Source organism: Acidovorax sp. ACV02 (assembly GCF_014851475.1).
Taxonomy (GTDB): Bacteria; Pseudomonadota; Gammaproteobacteria; order Burkholderiales; family Burkholderiaceae_C; genus Acidovorax; species Acidovorax delafieldii.
The window spans coordinates 564,519-585,027 of record NZ_JACUZU010000003.1 but is presented as its reverse complement, the minus strand read 5'-3'; the positions used below and the strand labels follow the sequence as shown (position 1 = coordinate 585,027).

Annotated in this window: 16 protein-coding genes; 13 read left to right on the top strand and 3 right to left on the bottom strand. The window is 64.7% G+C overall.

The window, feature by feature from the left end:
• Positions 1–32: 32 nt before the first annotated feature.
• The 5 genes from IB236_RS10015 to IB236_RS09995 all read left to right on the top strand — a co-directional run bounded on the left by IB236_RS10015 (position 33) and on the right by IB236_RS09995 (position 4,353).
• Complete coding sequence (locus IB236_RS10015; protein ID WP_192420429.1) at positions 33–617, top strand: M15 family metallopeptidase; 585 nt, start codon at positions 33–35, stop codon at positions 615–617.
• A gap of 211 nt (positions 618–828) precedes the next feature.
• On the top strand, positions 829–1,875 hold the full coding sequence (gene dusB / locus IB236_RS10010) for a tRNA dihydrouridine synthase DusB (protein WP_192420427.1): 1,047 nt from the start codon (positions 829–831) through the stop codon (positions 1,873–1,875).
• On the top strand, positions 1,872–2,105 hold the full coding sequence (locus IB236_RS10005; protein WP_015015597.1) for a Fis family transcriptional regulator: 234 nt from the start codon (positions 1,872–1,874) through the stop codon (positions 2,103–2,105). The genes dusB and IB236_RS10005 overlap by 4 nt, the downstream gene beginning before the upstream one ends.
• Before the next feature lie 95 nt (positions 2,106–2,200).
• A complete protein-coding gene (purH, locus tag IB236_RS10000) occupies positions 2,201–3,802 on the top strand; it encodes a bifunctional phosphoribosylaminoimidazolecarboxamide formyltransferase/IMP cyclohydrolase (protein WP_192420426.1) in 1,602 nt (533 codons plus the stop codon).
• Positions 3,803–3,843: 41 nt separating this feature from the next.
• A complete protein-coding gene (locus IB236_RS09995) occupies positions 3,844–4,353 on the top strand; it encodes a c-type cytochrome (protein ID WP_192420424.1) in 510 nt (169 codons plus the stop codon).
• Positions 4,354–4,396: 43 nt separating this feature from the next.
• On the opposite strand, the gene pobA is transcribed toward IB236_RS09995, so the two are convergent.
• On the bottom strand, positions 4,397–5,581 hold the full coding sequence (gene pobA, locus IB236_RS09990) for a 4-hydroxybenzoate 3-monooxygenase (RefSeq protein WP_192420408.1): 1,185 nt from the start codon (positions 5,579–5,581) through the stop codon (positions 4,397–4,399).
• 260 nt (positions 5,582–5,841) lie between these two features.
• On the opposite strand from pobA, the gene IB236_RS09985 reads away from it, so the two are divergent.
• On the top strand, positions 5,842–6,621 hold the full coding sequence (locus tag IB236_RS09985; protein WP_056066242.1) for an IclR family transcriptional regulator C-terminal domain-containing protein: 780 nt from the start codon (positions 5,842–5,844) through the stop codon (positions 6,619–6,621).
• 100 nt (positions 6,622–6,721) lie between these two features.
• Here the strand turns inward: IB236_RS09985 and hemL are convergent, their stop codons facing one another.
• Positions 6,722–8,032 carry a glutamate-1-semialdehyde 2,1-aminomutase gene (gene hemL / locus IB236_RS09980; protein ID WP_056066239.1) on the bottom strand — a complete coding sequence of 437 codons (1,311 nt, stop codon included), beginning with the start codon at positions 8,030–8,032 and terminating at the stop codon, positions 6,722–6,724.
• Complete coding sequence (locus IB236_RS09975; RefSeq protein ID WP_056746881.1) at positions 8,016–8,975, bottom strand: bifunctional hydroxymethylpyrimidine kinase/phosphomethylpyrimidine kinase; 960 nt, start codon at positions 8,973–8,975, stop codon at positions 8,016–8,018. Before IB236_RS09975 ends, hemL begins: the two co-directional genes overlap by 17 nt.
• A 115-nt stretch (positions 8,976–9,090) precedes the next feature.
• Between IB236_RS09975 and IB236_RS09970 the strand changes: the two genes are divergently transcribed.
• The 7 genes from IB236_RS09970 (at position 9,091) to IB236_RS09940 (ending at position 20,506) form a co-directional block, all read left to right on the top strand.
• Positions 9,091–9,243, top strand: coding sequence for a rubredoxin (locus IB236_RS09970; RefSeq protein WP_165836572.1), 153 nt, complete (start codon positions 9,091–9,093; stop codon positions 9,241–9,243).
• Between the two features lie 59 nt (positions 9,244–9,302).
• Complete coding sequence (locus tag IB236_RS09965) at positions 9,303–9,701, top strand: PleD family two-component system response regulator (RefSeq protein WP_005796099.1); 399 nt, start codon at positions 9,303–9,305, stop codon at positions 9,699–9,701.
• Entirely contained in the window at positions 9,701–10,066 is a 366-nt protein-coding gene (locus IB236_RS09960) for a PleD family two-component system response regulator (RefSeq protein ID WP_005796104.1), read from the top strand. Before IB236_RS09965 ends, IB236_RS09960 begins: the two co-directional genes overlap by 1 nt.
• A gap of 15 nt (positions 10,067–10,081) precedes the next feature.
• Positions 10,082–10,609, top strand: coding sequence for a chemotaxis protein CheW (locus tag IB236_RS09955; RefSeq protein WP_056066233.1), 528 nt, complete (start codon positions 10,082–10,084; stop codon positions 10,607–10,609).
• Positions 10,610–10,630: 21 nt separating this feature from the next.
• Complete coding sequence (locus IB236_RS09950) at positions 10,631–12,919, top strand: methyl-accepting chemotaxis protein (protein WP_056746880.1); 2,289 nt, start codon at positions 10,631–10,633, stop codon at positions 12,917–12,919.
• A 51-nt stretch (positions 12,920–12,970) separates the two neighbouring features.
• A complete protein-coding gene (locus IB236_RS09945) occupies positions 12,971–19,222 on the top strand; it encodes an Hpt domain-containing protein (RefSeq protein WP_192420406.1) in 6,252 nt (2,083 codons plus the stop codon).
• Between the two features lie 111 nt (positions 19,223–19,333).
• A complete protein-coding gene (locus IB236_RS09940) occupies positions 19,334–20,506 on the top strand; it encodes a PilT/PilU family type 4a pilus ATPase (RefSeq protein WP_192420607.1) in 1,173 nt (390 codons plus the stop codon).
• The last annotated feature ends 3 nt before the right edge of the window (positions 20,507–20,509 follow it).

Sequence of the window (20,509 nt, the reverse complement as noted above, 5' to 3'; positions counted from 1 at the left end):
TGGCCCTGAATGACAACCCCAGGAGGTCGCCCATGCCGGTATTGCCCACAACGTCCCAACCACGCCGCTTGAACCCCTCGGTTGCCTTGCCGCCCGCGACCCGCTGGTCTTCGGTCGCCATGGCCCTGTTGCTGGCGGCCTGCGTGCACAGCCCGCGGGCCGCCGTACCCAGCCCTGGACTGCAAGGCGGTCCAACGCTTTGGGAGCACACGCCGATAGCGCCTTGCGACAGGGCGCCCACCGCACGGCCGGCGCTGGAGCGCATTGGCCGCGAGCTGCAATCCCAGGGCATGGCGCTGCAGGCCACCTGCGACACCGCCAGCGGTGGCTGGGTGGTGCAGGTACAGGTGGTGGATGGCACCAAGGCCCACAAGGCGGTGCGCGGGCCGCTGGCCGACGGGCAGGCCGTGGACATGGGCACTCCGGCGGGCGCTGCGCGCTCGGAGGCGGCGGCGGGCGCCAGCGGTTTCTCCCCGGACGTGCTGCACAACCGCCAGTGGCTGCGGGCGCTCATGGCGCGCCATCAGTTCGACAACCTGCCGGATGCCTGGTGGCATTTCGCGCAGCGGGGTGTACCGCCCGCACAGGCTGCAGACACCGATCTCGCCGCACGGTGAACCTGCACTCAGCGTGTTGAGACGCTGCGGTGCTTGCGCCACCGGGCCCGAGTGAGGGGGCGAGGGAGGCGTCTAGTGGGCTGACTCAATGGAGCCCGACCGTCAGATAGATAAGGTGTGTGCTCCATTTCAGTTGCTGAAATTTTGAGCAGGTACAATCCCGCCTCCTTTTTCAGCATCTGTTGCTGCCTCCCCCTCCCTATCCCCGCCCATGCAAATTGGCCACATTCCTTTGGCGAACCGGTTGTTCGTCGCCCCGATGGCGGGCGTCACCGACCGGCCGTTCCGCCAGCTGTGCAAGGCGCTGGGTGCAGGCTATGCGGTGAGCGAGATGGTGACCTCGCGCAAGGATTTGTGGAACAGCCTCAAAACCTCGCGCCGGGCCAACCATGAAGGGGAGCCGGGGCCCATTGCCGTGCAGATCGCCGGCACCGATGCACCGATGATGGCCGAGGCTGCGGTCTACAACGTGGAACGCGGCGCGCAGATCATCGACATCAACATGGGCTGCCCGGCCAAGAAGGTCTGCAACAAATGGGCGGGCTCCGCCCTGATGCAGAACGAGGCGCTGGCGGTGGAGATCGCCGCTGCGGTGGTCGAGGCCTGCGCTCCCTTCAACGTGCCTGTCACGCTGAAGATGCGCACCGGCTGGTGCCAGGAGCACAAGAACGCCGTGGCATTGGCGCGGCAGTTTGAAAGCGTGGGCATCCAGATGCTCACCGTGCACGGCCGCACGCGCGAGCAGGGCTACAAGGGCCATGCGGAGTACGACACCATCGCGGCCGTCAAGGCGGCGGTGAAGGTGCCTGTGGTGGCCAACGGCGACATCACCTCGCCCGAGAAGGCGCGCGACGTGCTCGCCGCCACCGGTGCCGACGCGATCATGATCGGCCGCGCCGCACAGGGCCGGCCATGGATCTTCCGCGAGATCGGCCACTTTCTGGCCACGGGCGAATACCTGGCACCACCGCTGGTGGCCGAGGTGCGGCGCCTGCTGCTGGACCACCTGCAAGACCACTACAGCCTGTATGGCGAGCTGACCGGCGTGCGCAGTGCGCGCAAGCACATTGCCTGGTACCTGCGCGCGCTGCCGGGCGGCGAGGCCTTGCGGGCACATATCAATACGATCGAAGACTGCACCACACAGTGGCAGGCCGTGGCCGACTACCTGGACGCCCTGGGCCAACAGATGGACCGGCTGCCTGCCGCCACCGACGTGGATGCCGACACAGAAGAACAAGAGGGATTGGTTGCATGAGCAAGAAACACATCGAAGAATGCGTGCGCGAAAGCCTGCAGGGCTACTTTCGCGACCTGGGCGGAGAGACGCCCGATGGCATGTACGACATGCTGGTGCGTGTGGTCGAAAGGCCGCTGCTGGAAGTCGTGATGCAGCAGGCCGACAACAACCAGTCGCGCGCCGCCGAATGGCTGGGCCTGAACCGCAACACCCTGCGCAAGAAGCTGGTCGAGCACAAGCTGCTCTGACCGGGTTTGTCTGATTGCTATTTATTTTGTAGCTGCTTGCGCATGATGCACTAGCGCTACAGCCCGTTTTTATTCAAAACCTCCGCACCACCACCATGAACGCACTTCTCTCCGTCTCTGACAAGACCAGCATCGTCGAATTCGCGCAAGCGCTGCACGCGCTGGGCATCAAGCTGCTGTCCACCGGCGGCACCGCCAAGCTGCTGGCCGACAAGGGCCTGCCCGTGACCGAGGTGGCCGAAGTCACTCAGTTCCCCGAAATGCTGGACGGCCGCGTGAAGACGCTGCACCCCAAGGTGCACGGTGGCCTGCTGGCCCGCCGCGAGCTGCCCGAACACATGGCGGCATTGAAGGAGCACGGCATCGACACCATCGACCTGCTGGTGGTCAATCTCTACCCCTTTGAAGCCACCGTGGCCAAGGCCGGTTGCACGCTGGCCGACGCCATCGAGAACATCGACATCGGCGGCCCCGCCATGGTGCGCAGCGCCGCCAAGAACTGGAAGGACGTGGGCGTGATCACCTCGGCCGACCAGTACGAGGCCGTGCTGGCCGAGCTGAAGGCCGGTGGCAAGCTCAGCGACAAGCTGCGCTTTGCGCTGTCGGTGGCTGCGTTCAACCGCATCGCGCAGTACGACGGCGCCATCAGCGACTACCTCTCGTCCGTCACGTTTGAAGAAGAAAAACTGTCGGAAACCTATGTGCCCACGCGCACCCAGTTCCCCGGCCAGAGCAACGGCATCTTCACCAAGGTGCAGGACCTGCGCTACGGCGAAAACAGCCACCAGCAGGCCGCGCTGTACCGCGACCTGCACCCCGCGCCCGGCTCCCTGGTCACCGGCGTGCAGCTGCAGGGCAAGGAGCTCTCGTACAACAACATCGCCGACGCCGATGCCGCCTGGGAATGCGTAAAGAGCTTTGAAGCGGCCGCCTGCGTGATCGTCAAGCACGCCAACCCCTGCGGCGTAGCCGTGGGCCTGGACGCGCTGAGTGCCTACAGCAAGGCCTTCCAGACCGACCCCACCAGCGCTTTCGGCGGCATCATCGCCTTCAACCGCGTGGTGGACGGCCAGGCGGCGGCCCAGGTGAGCAAACAGTTTGTCGAGGTGCTGATGGCCCCCGACTTCACCGCCGAGGCGCTGGAGATCTTCAAGGCCAAAGCCAATGTGCGTCTGCTCAAGATCGCGCTGCCCGCACACGGTGGCAAGACCGACTGGGAACGTGGCCGCAACGCCATGGACGCCAAGCGCATTGGCTCGGGCCTGCTGCTGCAGACCGCTGACAACCACGAGCTGTCGCTCATCGACCTCAAGGTCGTGACGAAGAAGCAGCCCACGCTGGAAGAAATGGAAGACCTGCTGTTCGCCTGGAAGGTCGCCAAGTACGTCAAGAGCAACGCCATCGTCTTCTGCAAGGGCGGCATGACCATGGGCGTGGGTGCGGGCCAGATGAGCCGCCTGGACTCGGCCCGCATCGCCAGCATCAAGGCAGGCCACGCAGGCCTGACCTTGCAAGGGACGGTTGTAGCGAGCGACGCCTTCTTCCCCTTCCGCGACGGCCTGGACGTGGTGGTTGATGCGGGCGCTACCTGCGTGATCCAGCCCGGTGGTTCGATGCGCGACAACGAAGTGATCGACGCCGCCAACGAGCGTGGCGTGGCCATGGTCTTCAGCGGTGTGCGCCACTTCCGCCACTGAGATGATGGGTATCGCGACGGGGCTCGCGGCGGTGCGCGCGCATGCACCGCGACGATGAGACCCCGCCACCCCGGCCCCGCTGGCTGGGGTGGGCCCTGATGGTGTTCATGGCACTGGTGGTGCTGGGCATGCTCAACCTGGGCTGGCGCATGCTGCAGCCGGGGCCAGGCGCTGCGAGTGCCGCTCAGGGCGCGTCGGGTGCAGGCGGGTCAGAAGGCAGCGCTGCCTCACCGCCCTCCGCACCGGCCGGACCTCGCCTGGTGGAGGCATCCGATTGCCTGCGCTGCCATGGCATGGAGCGCTACTACGTAGGCCCGTCGTTCCAGCAGATAGCAGCGCGGTACCGCGACCGCGCCGACGCCGTCGATTACCTGGCCGGCAAGATCCGCAACGGCAGTGTGGGCGAGTGGGGGCGCACCGTGATGCCTCGCCACCCGCAAGTCACGGAAGCCCAGGCGCGCGGGATGGCGCAGTGGCTGGCGTCGCTGCCAGTGCCGTCCGCCGCGGCACAGGGCGCGTCGGCCGCAGAGCCCGCATCTGCCGCCCGCTGAACGGTGATGGCGATGGCGGCCGGGTCTGGAGGCCCGTTAGGGCTCAGGCCCCAAAGTTCATCGGCAGACCCACATAGTTTTCCGCCAGCGACACCGAGGCCGCACGGGAGTGCACCAGGTAGTCCAGCTCAGCCTCCTGGATCTTCTGGCCGAACTCGCCAGTTTCCGGAAAGCGGTGCATCAGCGAAGTGAACCACCAGGAGAAGCGCTCGGCACGCCACACGCGGCGCAGACAGCGGTCGGAGTAGGTGTCGATGCCAACGGCTGACTTTTCTTTGTAGAACTCGGTCAGCGCGGTCCACAGATAACCCACGTCGCTGGCGGCCAGGTTCAGGCCCTTGGCGCCCGTGGGTGGCACGATGTGGGCAGCATCACCGGCCAGGAACATGCGGCCAAAGCGCATGGGCTCGGCCACAAAGCTGCGCAGCGGGGCGATGCTCATCTCCAGAGCGGGGCCGGTCACCAGGTTGGCGCGGGCCTCGGGGTCCAGGCGGTTGCCCAGCTCGGTCCAGAACTGGTCGATGGTCCAGTTCTCGACCTTGTCAGTCGTAGGCACCTGCACGTAGTAGCGGCTGCGCGTGGCGCTGCGCATGCTGCACAGCGCAAACCCGCGTTCGGTGTTGGCATAGATGAGTTCGTGCGACACCGGTGGCACATCGGCCAGCACACCCAGCCAGCCAAAGGGGTACACGCGCTCATAGGTCTTGAGCAGGTCGGCCGGCGCGCTGGCGCGGCACACGCCGTGGTAGCCGTCGCAGCCCGCGATGAAGTCGCACGCCAGCTCGTGGGGCTGGCCGTCTTTTTCGTACGTCACGCGTGGGTGCTGGCCGTCAAAGTCGTGCACTTGCACGTTCTGTGCGTCGTACACGGTGGTGAGGCCGGCCGCTGCGCGCGCATCCATCAGGTCGCGCGTGACTTCGGTCTGGCCGTACACCGTCACGCGACTGCCGCCGGTCAGCTCGTGCAAATCGATGCGGTGGCGCTGGCCCTTGAACAGCAGCTCGATGCCGTCGTGGGGCAGGCCCTCGGCATGGGCGCGGGCACTCACGCCCGCCTGGTCCAGCAGGTCCATGCAGACCTTCTCCAGCACGCCAGCGCGGATGCGGCCGAGCACGTAGTCGGGGCTGCGCTGCTCGATGATGACGGCGTCAACGCCGGACTTGTGAAGCAACTGACCGAGCAGCAGGCCGGCGGGGCCGGCACCAATGATGGCAACCTGGGTGCGCATGGGAAACCTCTGGGAATGGGGTGGGGAGCTGGGGAGATACCGAAAACCAGTGGCCTTGAGCGTAGGTTGATCCAGATCAAAGCGATATCCGGCGCTGCCGATTGCGTGCGATCAGTCGATGCTTTGTGCGATGATCGCGCAGTCTCCGGGGTGATGCGGGTGGTCAGGCCCGGTGGTGAGTGCACCGGGTCGCTGCAGGGCCCCGGTAGCCCCGGCGCTCGAACCCCGCTCAATTCCCCGGTCCCTAACCCGTCACCCCCATGGCTTCCACCCCCATTGCCAAGGCAGACTTCATCGAAGGCATGGCCAAAGGCATGGCCGTGCTGGAGAGTTTCGACACCGAGCGCCAGCGTCTGAACGCCACGCTGGCGGCGCAGCGCACCGGCCTCACGCGGGCGGCGGCGCGGCGGCACCTGTTGACCCTGGCGCACCTGGGGTATCTGGAGACGGATGGCAGCTACTTCTGGCTGGCGCCCAAGGTGCTTCGGTTTTCGGGGAGCTACCTTGCGTCTGCCCGGCTGCCGCGCGTGCTGCAACCCACGCTGAACCGGCTGGCAGCCCAGACCCAGCAGTCATTCTCGGCGGTGGTGCTGGATGGGGATGAGGTGGTGATCGTGGCGCGCAGCGGCGTGTATGGCGCGCCGTCGCGGGTGCTGGCCTATGGCTTGCACCTGGGCGCGCGACTGCCGGCCCACCCTACGTCCACCGGCCGCGTGTTGCTGGCGGCGCTGCCCCCGGCGGAGTTGACCGCCTGGCTCAAGAACCGGCCCTTGCACCGCCTCACGCCCCAAACCATTACGCAGGTAGGCCCGCTGCGGCAGGTGATCACCAAGGTGCGGCGGGACGACTATTGCCTGGCCGTGGAGGAGCACGAGCTGGGCGTGCACGCGCTGGCTGTGCCGCTGCGCAACCTGCAGGGCCATACGGTGGCGGCGCTCAACGTGGTGGCGTCGCCCAAGCAGATGGACGAGGGCAGCCTGCAGCGCGACATGCTGCCGCTGCTGCAGGAGGCCGCCCGCGAACTGCGCGGACTGCTGTGACTGTCCGCCACAAGCCTCGTCGCCATGAAAAATGGCCCTCGGGAGGGCCATTCGGTGCCAAATTGACAGGAAGCGCTAGTGCAATATGCGCTGCTAGCTATTATTTTGAGAGCGTCTTGAATACTTCACGCGCAGCAGCCACGGTGGCTGCCACGTCGTCGGCGGTGTGGGCGGCGCTCACGAAGCCCGCTTCATACAAGGCCGGTGCAATGTAGATGCCCCGGTCCAGCAGACCGTGGAACAGCTGGTTGAAGCGCGCGCTGTCGGTTTGGAGCACCTGGGCATAGTTCTGCGGCAGTTCGGGCAGCAGGAAGAAGCCAAACATGCCGCCCTCGCAGTCACCGCAGAACGGCACGCCTTCCGCCGTGGCAGCGGCTTGCAGGCCATCGACCAGCGAGCGGGTGCGGGCCGACAGCGCATCGAAGAAGCCGGGCTTTTGGATCTCGCGCAGCGTGGCCAGGCCACAGGCCGTGGCCACCGGGTTGCCCGACAGCGTGCCCGCCTGGTACACGCCGCCCAGAGGTGCGAGGTGTTCCATGATGGCGCGCGGGCCACCAAAGGCCGCCAGCGGCATGCCACCGCCAATCACTTTGCCCAGCACGGTGATGTCGGGTTGGAAGCCGGGGATGCTCTTGGCGTACACGCTTTGCGCGCTGCCCAGGGCCACGCGGAAACCGGTCATCACTTCATCCAGCACCAGCAGCGCACCGTATTCGGTACACAGCTCACGGCAGCGCTGCATGAACGGCACGCTCGCGCGCACCAGGTTCATGTTGCCCGCGATAGGCTCGATCATCACGCAGGCCAGTTCCTTGCCGTGCAGGGCAAAGGCTTCTTCCAGCTGGGCGACGTTGTTGTATTCAAGCACCAGGGTGTGCTGCACCACTTCGGGCGGCACGCCTGCGCTGGTGGCATTGCCAAACGTGGCCAGGCCCGAGCCGGCCTTGACCAGCAGCGAGTCGGCATGGCCGTGGTAGCAGCCTTCGAACTTGATGAACTTGCTGCGGCCCGTGGCGCCACGGGCCAGGCGGATGGCGCTCATGCCCGCTTCGGTGCCCGAGCTGACCAGACGAATCATCTCCATGGACGGCACCAGGCTCAGGATCTCCTCGGCCAGCTCGACTTCGCGCTCGGTGGGGGCGCCAAAGCTGAAGCCTTCGAGCGCAGCCTTCTGCACCGCGTCGAGCACGGCGGGGTGGCCGTGGCCGAGGATCATCGGGCCCCAGGAGCCGATGTAATCAATGAAGCGCTGGTCGTTCGCATCCCAGAAGTAGGCGCCTTGCGCGCGCTTGACGAAGCGGGGTGTGCCTCCGACCGCCTTGAAGGCCCGCACGGGCGAATTCACGCCTCCGGGGATCAGCGCCTTGGCGCGTTCGAACAGGGGAATATTGAGATCAGTGCTTGGTGTCATGGGGTGGCATCACAAAACCCTCCAGGGCCTGTGTTTCATCAATCGTGGTTTCTTCTTCGTCGCCGTCGGTCTCGTCGTCCTCAGGCTGTGCCCAGAACATGCGGTCGGGCACGATATGCCCCATGCCGGGGCGAAAGCCTGCGTCCAGGCAGCGGTCGAGGTAACCCAGCGCTTCGCTGGTGGCTTCGCCCAAGTCGTTGCCACTGGCCACCAGGGCAGTGAGTGCGGCCGAGAGCGTATCGCCCGCGCCCGAGAAGGTGGCGTCAAACAGCTCGAACTTGCCACTGCCCAGCACGGTCTGCGGCGAGGCCAGCACGTTCTCGACGAACTGCTCGGGCAAGGGGATGCCAGTGACCAATGTGTAGGGCACGCCCATCTCGGACGCTGCGCGGGCAATGTCCCGGGCGGTGGGGCTGCGCTCGCCCGTCCAGTCCGGCAGCAGCCAGCGCCACAAGGTGCTGTGGTTTCCAACCAACACCGAGGTCTGGGGCAGCAGCAGCTCGCGGAAGGCGTCGAGGTACTCGTCGATCAGCTCGTCCCGCCACCAGGACAGGTTGGGCATGTAGGCGATCACGGGGACTTCGTCATAGTCGGTCGTGATCTCGGCAATGGTGCTGATGTTCTCGGGGCTGCCCACAAAGCCGACCTTGATCGCCTGCACGGGCAGGTCTTCCAGCACGGCCCGCGCCTGCTCGGACACAGCCTCGTCGTCGAAGCTGAAGTGGTCAAAAATCTGAGCGGTGTCGCGGGCATAGGCCCCGGTGACCACGGCGATCGGATGTCCGCCGACCGAGGCGATGGTGGTGATGTCGGCGGTCAGTCCGCCGGCTCCGCTGGGGTCGCTGGCATTGAACACCAGCACACAGGCCGGGCTCGCTTCCTCCGCGTCATCGTCGTCAATATCTGGGATTTCTGGGGGGGGAAGGGAGGCTTTGATGGTCATGGACCAGATCCTGCTGGAGGGGTGGCACGGAAGCTGCAGGCCGCGGAGATCACTAGATACAATCGTTGCATTCTATGTGAAGGCCCTTTAAGCTGTGACCGACTTTAAAACTTGGATGTGTTTGATTTGCGGCTGGATTTATGACGAGGCTGAGGGGTCTCCCGAACACGGCATTCCACCCAACACCCCATGGGATCAGGTCCCGATGAACTGGACCTGCCCAGAATGTGGCGCCCGCAAGGAAGATTTCGAGATGGTCCAGATCTGAGGCGCTCCAGCACCAATCGCTGCTGCGTTGTTTATTTTCTCCATCGGGAGCAGTGACAATTGACTACAACAGGCGCATCTTTCAAAGTGCTCGTGGTGGATGACAGCAACACCATCCGTCGAAGCGCCGAGATTTTTCTCAAGCAGGGGGGGCACGAAGTCTTGTTGGCCGACGACGGCTTTGATGCTTTGGCCAAAGTCAACGATTACCAGCCTCAGCTGATTTTCTGCGACATCCTCATGCCCAAGCTCGACGGGTACCAGACCTGCGCCATCATCAAGCGCAACGCCCGTTTCGCAGATACCCCGGTGGTGATGCTGTCCTCCAAGGACGGCGTGTTCGACAAGGCGCGTGGGCGCATGGTCGGCTGCCAGGAATATCTCACCAAGCCGTTTACCAAAGACCAGCTGTTGCAGGCAGTGCAGCAGTTTGGCAATTCCCAACAAGGAGCCATGTAATGCCCATTCAGAAAGTATTGGTCGTCGACGACTCGAAGACCGAGTTGATGTTTTTGACGGACCTGCTTCAGAAAAAAGGCATGCAAGTCCGTACCGCAGAAAATGCCGAAGAGGCGTTTCGCCGTCTGGCCGAAGAAAAGCCTGACCTCATCCTGATGGATGTGGTGATGCCGGGCCAAAACGGGTTTCAGCTCACGCGTGCCATTACCCGCGACCCCCTTTACGCTGATGTGCCCATCATCATGTGCACCAGCAAGAATCAGGAAACCGATCGTGTCTGGGGCATGCGCCAGGGTGCGCGCGGCTACATCACCAAGCCGGTGGATCCCGCAGAGCTGCAGGCCAAAATTGACGCTCTGAACTGAGGCAGCGGCGCGCTCATGGCAAACCGCGAAGCCCTACGGGAGCTCCAGACCCGACTTGCCAGCCGTTTGCAGGCTGCAAGGTCCGAAGGTACGTCTGTGTCCTCCTGGCTGGCTGTAGAGTCCGCCGGGAATTTCTATTTGCTGCCCCTGGGGCAGTCCGGGGAGATCTTCCCCTGGGTATCGGTGCAGGCCGTGCCTTACACCCAGAGCTGGTTTCTGGGAGTGGCCAACCTGCGAGGTGGCTTGGTGGGGGTGGTGGATCTGGCTGGGTTGCTGGGGTCCACCGCAGCACGCACCGAGCAAGCCCTGTCCGAGGCCAGCCTGCTGGCATTCAATGCGGCGCTCGACGTTAATGCTGCCTTGCTGGTGGACCGCCTCGCCGGTCTGCGCGGCACGGATGCGTTTGTGTCGTCCGAGCCGCCCGCCGAGGATTCACCCAGCTTCTTCGGCACCACCTATATCGATTCCAGTGGCACACGCTGGCAGGAGCTGAACTTGCAGATCCTGTCCCAACATCCCGCTTTCCTGAGCATCAGTGCTTGAGTTTTTCTGTAAGGCTGCACCATGTCCGTCGTCAATCAATTTGGAAAACTGTTCAACCGGAAACCCGCCACGCCTGACACCGGCGCAGCCACCGGCGCGACCGACGATGGGCAGGATCTCCTGGCCACGGGGGCTCTGGATGGTTCGCAACTGCGCGACTCCTACCAGGCCGAAGCCATGAACAGCGTCCAGGGCGATCCCGACGGCTACACGCCCGAGTTGACCGCGCCCGAGGCCGAAGAAGACCTCATCAGCCTGCCCCTGCTGGGCCGCTCGACCGCTGCCGGCCATCAGCGCCGACTGCTGGCCTTGCTGGCCGTGGGTGTGGTGGTGCTGGCGCTGATTGCCGGTTGGGTGCTGCAGCAGGCCGACCGTTCCGCACAGCAATTGGCTGCTACCGGCCAGTCGCTGATGCAGTCGCAACGTCTTGCCAAGTCGGTGTCGCAGGCGCTGGTGGGTAGCCCACAGGCCTTCCCGGACGTGGTGGAAAGCTCTGGCGTGCTGGCCCGCAACGTGCGCGCCCTGAATGCCGGTGACAACGAGCTGGGTGTGCAGTCGCTGGGTGAGCCCTTCAAGCCCGATCTGGACGCCGTCAACCCCCTGATGGAGCGCGCCGAGCGCAACGCCAGCGTGGTGATGGGTCAGCAAAAGATCCTGACTCAAGTGGGTGACGCTCTGCGCACCATCAACCGCCAGTCGTCCGACCTGCTGGAAATCGCTGAAACGGTCTCCTCGCTCAAGCTGCAACAAAATGCGCCCGCTGCCGAAATCTCCGCCGCAGGCCAGCTGGTGATGTTGACCCAGCGTATCGGCAAGTCGGCCAACGAGTTCCAGACCATGGAAGGCGTGAGCCCTGAGGCCGTGTTCCTGTTGGGCAAGGACTTGAACTCCTTCAAGGAAATCGCGCAGGGCCTGCTGGAAGGCAGCCCCGAGTTGCGCCTGTCGGCCACCAAGGATGCGCAGACCCGCGAACAACTGGAAGCGCTGATCAAGCTGTACGAACAGACCCGGACCCAGGCCAGCGCGATTCTGGGCAACCTGCAAGGTCTGGTGTCTGCCCGCGAAGCACAGTCCGCCATCATTGCCGACAGCGAGCCACTGCGCCGCCAGCTGGAAGGTCTGCAGAGCAAGCTGTCCGCCCAGACCGGTCTGGGCGCTGGCCAGTTCGCCGCTCTGGCGCTGGCAGGCTTGTTTGTGCTGCTGTGCGGTATCGGCATTTCGCGCGTCCAGCTGCTGGACAGCCGTGGCCGTCAGGCAGCGGCTGAAAACCAGCAACGCGACGCCAAGCGCCAGGAGCAGGAAGCCAAGCGCGTCAACGACGCCAACCAGGCCGCCATTTTGCGTTTGATGAACGAACTGCAGTCGGTCGCTGAAGGTGACCTGACGCAAGAAGCCACCGTGACGGAAGACATCACCGGTGCCATTGCCGACTCGGTGAACTACACGGTGGAAGAGCTGCGCCAGCTGGTGGGCAGCGTGCAGAACACGGCGACCCGCGTGGCGCAGACGACTGCCCAGGTGGACAACACCTCGACCGAACTGCTGGCGGCATCGACCGAGCAGCTGCGTGAAATTCGCGAAACCGGCCGCTCCGTTCTGGACATGGCGACTCGCATTAACGAGGTGTCTACACAAGCGCAAGAGTCCGCCACGGTGGCCCGTCAGTCGCTGCAAGCCGCGGACTCGGGTCTGCAGGCCGTGCAGAACGCCATCGGCGGTATGAACTCCATCCGTGACCAGATCCAGGACACCTCCAAGCGGATCAAGCGCCTGGGTGAATCGTCGCAGGAGATCGGTGAAATTACCGAGCTGATTTCTGACATTACCGAACAGACGAACGTGCTGGCCCTGAACGCTGCCATCCAGGCTGCATCCGCTGGTGAAGCCGGTCGCGGCTTCTCGGTGGTGGCGGAAGAAGTGCAGCGTCTGGCTGAACGTTCGGCCGATGCGACGCGCCAGATTTCTGCCCTGGTGAAAGCCATTCAGACCGATACCCAGGATGCCGTGGCCGCTATGGAGCGCTCCACGCAGGGTGTGGTGGAAGGGGCACGCCTGTCCGACAGCGCTGGTACTGCGCTGACCGAGATTGACCGCGTGTCGCGCCGTTTGGCCGAACTGATTGAGCAGATTTCGTCTTCGACTTCCCGGGAAGCTGTTCTGGCCAACGAAGTGGCCGACAACATCCAGCACATTTTTGCGGTGACCGAGCAGACGGGTGAAGGTACCCGCACCACAGCGCAACAGGTGCGCGAGCTCTCACACATGGCCGAGGAACTGCGCCAATCGGTGGCACGTTTCAAGATCGCCTGACGCAGCAGTTAGTCATCAACCAGCTGGCTCATTGCAGCCGGGGACGAATCCATGTCATCTATTGATGTCAACAATGCACCGGCCGCCGACGGGACCCAGGGAGATCAGGACCTGGGTCCTTTGGCTTGGGTGCTTGACGAGCTGCGCAAATCGCTGGACGGTGCTGTCAAGGCAATGCGGCGCTTTGTGCGTGATGCCGAGGTAGCACGCGAGTCCGATCTGGCGGCGCTGGACGCTGGCCCCCTGCGCATTGCGCGCCAGCAACTGCACCAAGCCTGTGGTGCGCTGGAAATGGTGGGCATGGGTCCTCCGGCGCTGGTGTTGCGGTCCATGGAATCGGCGGTGCAGAAGTTTGTTCAGCGCCCCGAAACCTGCAGCGATGACGCTGCCGCCGTGATCGAGCGCGCCAGCTTTGCGCTGATCGAATATCTGGAAACCGTGCTGGCGGGCAAAGCCGTATCGCCCGTGGCCCTGTTTCCGCAGTACCGCGATGCTCAGGCATTGGCAGGCGCTGACCGTGTTCATCCCGCTGACTTGTGGCCGGTAGAGCGCCGTTTCCGTGAACCCGAAGGTGCGGTGTCGCGCCCACCTCTGCCCTACGGTCCCGAGGCGCGGGCGCGGCTGGATGCAGCTGTGCTGCGCATCGTCAAGTCGGGGGACCTGAAGGCCGCCCTGAGCCTGCGCGACACCTGCCTGGGCTTTGTGGCCGCACAAACAGATCGGCAGGCGCGTGCGTTCTGGAAAATTTGCGCGGGTTTCTTCGATGCGTTTGGCTCGGGCCTTTTGCCGCCAGATGTGTACGTCAAGCGCGTGGCATCCCGTGTGCTCATGCAGTACGCCACGTTGGCCAAGGGCGATCCGACGATCGCCGACCGGCTGGTGCAGGACCTGCTGTTCTTCTGCTCGCAGGCCAAGGTGGCCGATCTGGCAGAGGACGCAGCGCCCTCATTGCGTGCTGTCCGTCAGGCCTTTGCGCTGGACCGCTTCAAGCCGGTGGACTACGAGACTGCCCGCTTCGGACGTTTTGACCCGGCGGTGCTGACGCAGGCGCGCAAGCGCATTGCCTCGGCCACGGAAACCTGGTCTGCCCTGGCGGGTGGCGACCGCAACAAACTCAAGCCAGCGGCAGACCAGTTCAGCCTGGTGTGCGATTCGCTGCGCAAGCTCCATCCGGGCAGTGAGAACCTGGCGCAGGCGCTGACGCGTGCCCTGGATTCAACCACCCGGTCGGGCGAACCCCCGTCGCCCGCATTGGCGATGGAAGTGGCCACCTCCGTGCTGTACCTGCAGGCAGCTTTTGAAGAGTTGGACACGGCAGACGAACAGATGGAAGCCCGCGCCAGCCGTCTTGCAGAGCGTCTGGATGCGGTCACGGCGGGTGCCGAACCCGAACCCCTTGAACAATGGATGGAAGAGCTGTACCGCCGGGTCAGCGACAACCAGACCATGGGCAGCGTGGTCGATGAGCTCCGGGTGACCCTGGGCGAGGCCGAAAAGGCCATGGACCAGTTTTTCCGCAACCCGAAGGACACTGGTGTGCTGGCGACCGTGCCAGGGCATCTTGCGCAGATGCGTGGCGTGCTGTCGGTGCTGGGGCTGGATCAGGCATCACTGGCTGTGGTCCGCATGCGCGACACGGTGGAGCGTCTGCTGATCAACGAGGTGCCCGAAGAAGAACGCCAAAGCGCGTTTGAAAAGCTGGGTAACAGCCTGGGCGCATTGGGTTTCCTGATCGACATGCTGAGCTATCAGCGCACCATGGCGCGCAAGCTCTTTGTGTACGACGAAGAACTGGGCGAACTGCGCATCCTCATGGGTAAAACCCGTGCGCGCGCCTCTGATGCTGTGGAAGAAGCGCCTGCCAAGCTGGAAGAGCGTTCTGCCACCTTGGTGCCAGACGTGATTCCCCGCTTTCCGGTGCAGGAGCCTGTCAGCGAGCCCACGGACTTTGCGCCGTTCCCTGATTTTGAGTCGGCCCCCGCAGCCGATGCCAGCGTGGCGGCAGAGCCCGCAGGCCTGGCCCCGGACATCTCCTTTGACGTTCCCGCCGTTGCCGCGCCCGTACCGCTGGAAGCAGCCGCTCCGGCGGCTGCGGCTGCGCCCGCTCCAGTGCCTGATGTCGAAGATGAACTGCTCGACGTGTTCCTCGAAGAGGCACGCGAAGTGGTGGTCAACGGCCTGGCTGCCATTGAGCAGCTGCGGGGTGAACCTGGTGACCTGAGCGAGCAGACCACACTGCGCCGTGCGTTCCATACGCTCAAGGGCAGCTCGCGCATGGTGGGGCTGAACGACTTTGGCGAAGCAGCCTGGTCGATGGAGCAGGTGCTCAACGTCTGGCTGGCCGAACAAAAGCCCATGCAGCCGAGCTTGTTGCAGTTGTCCACCGACGCACTGCATGCTTTCAGCAGCTGGGCAGACGACATCGCCGCAGGCCGCGCGACGGGCTGGGACCCTGAGTCCTTCCGCCGGTCGGCAGACGCCATGCGCCTGGATGGCACGCTGGTACCGCTGGCGATGTCATCGGGTGGCGGTATTTCGCCTGAACCTACAGCACCACAGGCCGCGCCGGAGCTTGCCGAAGCCGCGCCAGAGCCGGTGGATGCCCTCTCCGCCGATGTGCTCAGCGAAGAACTGACAGTGCCGGATTTCCAGGCCACCGAGATCTCCGAGCATGTTCCCGAACAGCCCGTCGAGAGCGCCAACGCTGCCCCGGAAGTGGCCGAGGAGATCGACTTCTCGGTGTTCACTGCAGCTTTGAACGAGTCTGCCCAGGAACCCGCAGCTGTGGTCGATCCGTCCAGCGTGGACTTTGTCCTCGACCTGGAGCTGCCTGACGTGGAACCTGTGTCTGCGGAAGCGCCTGTGCCCGCAGTGGATCACGCAGAAGCTGTCGATGCGCCGCTGCAAGCGCCCGCAGGCGCCCTGGGCGACGAACTATTGCTGCCAGAAGACCTGGTGCTCGATGCCGCCGAACCGCAAAACGCGGTGGATACAGAGGCCCGCATTCCTTCGGATGGGCTGGAAGCCCTGGACGTGGCTGAGCTGGAGAAGCTGCTGGAGGCCGAGTCGGCCGAGTCGGCCGAGGCTGCCGAACTGCTTGCACCTGCCCCCGAGGACGTGGCTGTGGCCGGTTCCGAAGCGTTGCCAGACGACCTGATCGCTGAAGTAGAGCCCGCGCAAGAAGTGGCGCATCTGCTCGATGCCCTGCCGCAGGAAGAAGGCGGCAGCGACGATGCGGTGAAGGTCATCGACACGCTGCGCATCGGTATCCCGCTGTACAACGTGTACCTGAATGAGGCCGATGAATGGTCTCGCCGCTTGGTGACCTGTTTGCAGGAATGGGCGCTGGAACTGCATGAGCCGCTGCCTGACACGGCGGTGGCCCTGTCGCACTCGCTCGCCGGCAGTTCGGCCACGGTGGGCTTCACCGCGCTGTCCGAAATGGCCCGAGTGCTGGAGCACACGCTGCAGCATGTGCAGCTGCAGTCGGGTGGCACCGAGGAGCAAGCGGCTGCGTTCATGGCAGCAGCGGAAGACATCCGTCGCCTGTTGCACCAGTTTGCTGCAGGGTTCCTCAAAGAGCCCAGCCCGGAAGTGCTGGCCCAACTGCGCCAGATTCTGGAAACCGAGGTGGTCAGCACCCAGTCTCCACCCGAGGAAGATGCGCAGGCCTACCTCGACGCCGCAGAGCAGGAAGCGTCCGAAGTTGCTGCGGCCGAGTTGGCACCTGAGCCGGTGGAGGAGGTGCCGGGGGTGGATGCAGAGCCTGAGGCTGTTGCACCGGCTGTGCCTGCCCCTGTGGTGGGCCATGTGGCGCCCGCGCTGTCTGCAGTCATCCACGACCACGATCAGCACATTGACGATGCCATCGCGCACGCCATTGCCTCGATCCCGGACGCGGACGACGACATCGATGCGATCGACGTCATCGACCCTGACCTGTTCCCCATCTTCGAGGAAGAGGCGGCCGAGTTGCTGCCCCAGCTCGGTGGTGCGTTGCGCCAATGGGCGTCGCGCCCCGACAACCTCAGCGCCCGCAGCGAAGTATTGCGAGCCCTGCACACGCTCAAGGGCAGTTCGCGACTGGCCGGGGCGATGCGCCTGGGCGAAATGGCCCACCGGCTGGAATCAGCGATCGAGCAGCTGGACGCAGAAACCGTCACGGCCGACCAGATCGAGCCGTTGCAAGGCAGTTTCGATGGACTGCAAGCCAACTTCGAGGCGCTGCGTGCCATTGGTCAGGGACCTTCCGACACAGTGGTTACTCTGCCGGTCGAAGCCACACCGGCCTTGCGCGCCAATGTGGCGGATGCGGCCGAAGCCTCCGTCCCCTCGGCGGCAGCATCTTCTGCCAAGCCTCTGGCGATAACGGCTCCGGCCGTGCGCCTGCCCGGACCGTCCCAGCTGGCGCCCCTGCGGGTGGCAGCCAACCAGTCGGTGCGCGTGCGTGCACAGCTGCTGGACCGCCTGGTCAACCAGGCGGGCGAGGTGATGATCAGCCGTTCGCGCCTGGACGCGCGCCTGGGCCAGTTCCGCAGCTCACTCACCGATCTGTCGGGCAATCTGGACCGCTTGCGCCAGCAGTTGCGCGACATCGAGGTGCAGGCCGAATCTCAGATGCAGTCGCGTCTGGCGCTGTCCAAGGACTCTGCTGCGGGCTTCGATCCGCTGGAGTTCGACCGCTTCACACGGGTGCAAGAGTTGACCCGCATGATGGCCGAGTCGGTCAATGACGTGGCCACGGTGCAGCGCAATCTGCAACGCGCCATGGAAGGCGCTGAAGATGACTTGATTGCCCAAGGCCGCCAGGCGCGTGAGCTGCAGCGGGATCTGCTGCGCACACGTATGGTGGAGTTCGAGGGGATTGCCGAGCGCTTGTACGCGGTGGTGCGCCAGGCCTCGAAGGAAACCGGCAAGCAGATCAAGCTGGACATCACCGGCGGCTCCATCGAAATGGACCGTGGCGTGCTGGACCGCATGACGCCCGCCTTCGAACATTTGTTGCGCAATTGCGTGGCCCACGGCATTGAAGAGCCTGAAGTGCGCACGGCGGCCGGCAAGCCAGCGTCGGGCACCATCACGGTGGATCTGCACCACGAAGGCAATGACGTATCGGTCGAGTTCCGCGATGACGGAGCGGGTCTGAACCTGCCGCGCATTCGCGAAAAGGCCGTGTCTCAGGGCATCGTGGAGCCCGGCGTGGAGCTGAGCGATGCGGATGCGGCCAACCTGATCTTCATGCCAGGCTTCTCGACGGCCTCAGAAGTGACTGGTCTGGCAGGGCGTGGCATCGGCATGGACGTGGTGCGTGCTGAGATCAATGCGCTGGGCGGCCGCATCGAAACCTCCACCGAGGCGGGCAAAGGCGCGGCATTCCGCATGGTGCTGCCGTTGACCACCGCAGTGACGCAGGTGGTGATGCTGCGCTCGGGTGATCTGGCAATCGGCGTTCCAGCCAACGTGGTCGAGATCGTCCGCCGCACCTCGGCACCTGACTTGGCAGAGGCTTACCGTACCGGCGTGTTTGACGACGGCATGGAGAAAATTCCGTTCTTCTGGTCAGGAGCCCTGCTGCAGTCGTCCACCCGCAGCACCGAGCCAGCGGGCAAGACCCGCCCGGTGGTGATCTTCCGAAGCGCTGCCCAGCGTGTTGCGATGCACGTGGACGAAGTGCTGGGCAACCAGGAAGTGGTGGTGAAGAACCTGGGGCCGCAGCTGTCCCGTCTGCCAGGTCTGGCGGGCATGTCCGTGCTGGCATCGGGTGCCGTGGTGCTCATCTACAACCCGGTGGCCTTGGCCACGGTGTATGGCGACCAGGTGCGTGCGGCCAGTGCCGACATGGCACCAGCGCCCGACACCCCCGCCGCAGGCGGCACGGGTAAGGCCGTCGTGTCTCAGCAGTTGTCGGGACTGAGCCAGGTGCCGCTGGTGCTGGTGGTGGACGATTCCATCACCGTGCGCCGCGTGACGCAGCGTCTGCTGCAGCGCGAAGGCTACCGTGTGGCCTTGGCGGCCGATGGCCTGCAGGCGCTGGAGCGTCTGCAGGAAGAGCGCCCGACGGTGGTCCTGTCCGACATCGAAATGCCGCGCATGGACGGCTTCGATCTGGCGCGCAACATCCGGGCAGACGGTGCCTTGCGTGATCTGCCCATCATCATGATCACCTCGCGGATTGCTGAGAAGCACCGCGAGCACGCGATGGAGCTGGGTGTGAACCATTACCTGGGCAAGCCCTATTCGGACGAAGAGCTGCTGAGCCTGATCCAGCACTACGCGCGCATCGCTGCGGCGGCCGAGGCCTGACACCATGCTGGCCCACTCGCGACCCTGCGAGTCAGCCTGGGTCGGGAGTGCTCTCTTGTTGCCTTGCCTTGTGGTGTCCTGTGCATCGACAGGGCGGACCGTGTCACCGTGATGGACCCGCTGGCACCATCCCCTTCCCCCGATCCCCGGCTGCTGGCCTGCCTGGCCCTGGTAGCGCGCGAGCGGGCTTCGGACCTGTTTTTGCTGGCAGGCGCTGCGCCCACGATCAAGCGGCAGGGTGCCTTTGTCCCCATCACACAGCAAGTCCTGGTGGCCGATGATGTGCGGCATATGGCCTATTCCATCTTGCGGGAGGCCCAGCGCAAGGAGTTCGAGACGACGATGGAGTGCGACCTCTCGCTGCAGACCGTCGACGGGGAGCGCTTTCGCGTGAACGTGCACATGCAGCGCGGGCAGGTCGGCATGGTGATCCGCCATGTGATAGCGCGGATCCCGACGCTGGAAGAACTGGGGTTGCCGCCCGTGCTCCAGCGGCTGGCGTTTCTCAAAGGGGGGTTGGTCCTGACGGTGGGCTCGGCAGGCTCGGGCAAGACCACCACGCTGGCCGCATTGCTGGACCATCGCAACACGCACACTGGCGGGCACATCCTCACGGTAGAAGACCCCATCGAATACCTGCACAGCCACAAAAAATCCCTGGTGACGCAGCGCGAGGTGGGTCTCGACACCCTGTCGTATGACGAGGCGCTGCGCCGTGCCATGCGCGAGGCGCCCAACGTGATCATGATTGGCGAGATCCGCGACCGGGCCACCATGCAGCACGCGCTGCACTACGCAGAGTCCGGCCATCTGTGTGTGTCCACCCTGCACGCCAACAATGCCAACCAGGCGGTGCAGCGCATCGTGAATTTTTTCCCCGAGGATGCGCACCGCCAGCTGCTCATGGACCTGTCCCTCAACCTGCGGGCGGTGGTGGCGCAACGCCTGGTGGCGGGCCTTGCGGGCCACTTGGTGCCCGCCACCGAGATCATGCTGCTCACGCCCTATGTCGCCGAGCTGATCCAGAAGGGGCAGATCGACGAACTCAAGACCGCCATCACCCGCAGTGGTGAGCAGGGCATGTGGAGTTTTGATCAGTCACTGCTGGGTATGGTGGAGGCGGGTGCGATATCGCCCGAAGAAGCCATCGCCAACGCCGACAACCGCACCGATGTGCGTTTGCGACTGCGACTGGCCGCCGGTGCCTCGCTGGGCGGTGAGAGCATGCAGATGGCGCCGGAGGAACCCCCGCCGGACGACCCGCCGCCCACCGCGCATCGCTAGCCC

Excerpts from the sequence above, each read along its gene's own strand:
- IB236_RS09945 (WP_192420406.1), top strand. The coding sequence starts at position 12,971 with ATGTCATCTATTGATGTCAACAATGCACCGGCCGCCGACGGGACCCAG.
- IB236_RS09975 (WP_056746881.1), bottom strand. The coding sequence starts at position 8,975 with ATGACCATCAAAGCCTCCCTTCCCCCCCCAGAAATCCCAGATATTGAC.
- pobA (WP_192420408.1), bottom strand. The coding sequence starts at position 5,581 with ATGCGCACCCAGGTTGCCATCATTGGTGCCGGCCCCGCCGGCCTGCTG.
- purH (WP_192420426.1), top strand. The coding sequence starts at position 2,201 with ATGAACGCACTTCTCTCCGTCTCTGACAAGACCAGCATCGTCGAATTC.
- hemL (WP_056066239.1), bottom strand. The coding sequence starts at position 8,032 with ATGACACCAAGCACTGATCTCAATATTCCCCTGTTCGAACGCGCCAAG.
- IB236_RS09955 (WP_056066233.1), top strand. The coding sequence starts at position 10,082 with ATGGCAAACCGCGAAGCCCTACGGGAGCTCCAGACCCGACTTGCCAGC.
- dusB (WP_192420427.1), top strand. The coding sequence starts at position 829 with ATGCAAATTGGCCACATTCCTTTGGCGAACCGGTTGTTCGTCGCCCCG.
- IB236_RS09985 (WP_056066242.1), top strand. The coding sequence starts at position 5,842 with ATGGCTTCCACCCCCATTGCCAAGGCAGACTTCATCGAAGGCATGGCC.
- IB236_RS09960 (WP_005796104.1), top strand. The coding sequence starts at position 9,701 with ATGCCCATTCAGAAAGTATTGGTCGTCGACGACTCGAAGACCGAGTTG.
- IB236_RS09995 (WP_192420424.1), top strand. The coding sequence starts at position 3,844 with ATGCACCGCGACGATGAGACCCCGCCACCCCGGCCCCGCTGGCTGGGG.
- IB236_RS09970 (WP_165836572.1), top strand. The coding sequence starts at position 9,091 with ATGTGTTTGATTTGCGGCTGGATTTATGACGAGGCTGAGGGGTCTCCC.
- IB236_RS09940 (WP_192420607.1), top strand. The coding sequence starts at position 19,334 with ATGGACCCGCTGGCACCATCCCCTTCCCCCGATCCCCGGCTGCTGGCC.
- IB236_RS10005 (WP_015015597.1), top strand. The coding sequence starts at position 1,872 with ATGAGCAAGAAACACATCGAAGAATGCGTGCGCGAAAGCCTGCAGGGC.
- IB236_RS10015 (WP_192420429.1), top strand. The coding sequence starts at position 33 with ATGCCGGTATTGCCCACAACGTCCCAACCACGCCGCTTGAACCCCTCG.
- IB236_RS09950 (WP_056746880.1), top strand. The coding sequence starts at position 10,631 with ATGTCCGTCGTCAATCAATTTGGAAAACTGTTCAACCGGAAACCCGCC.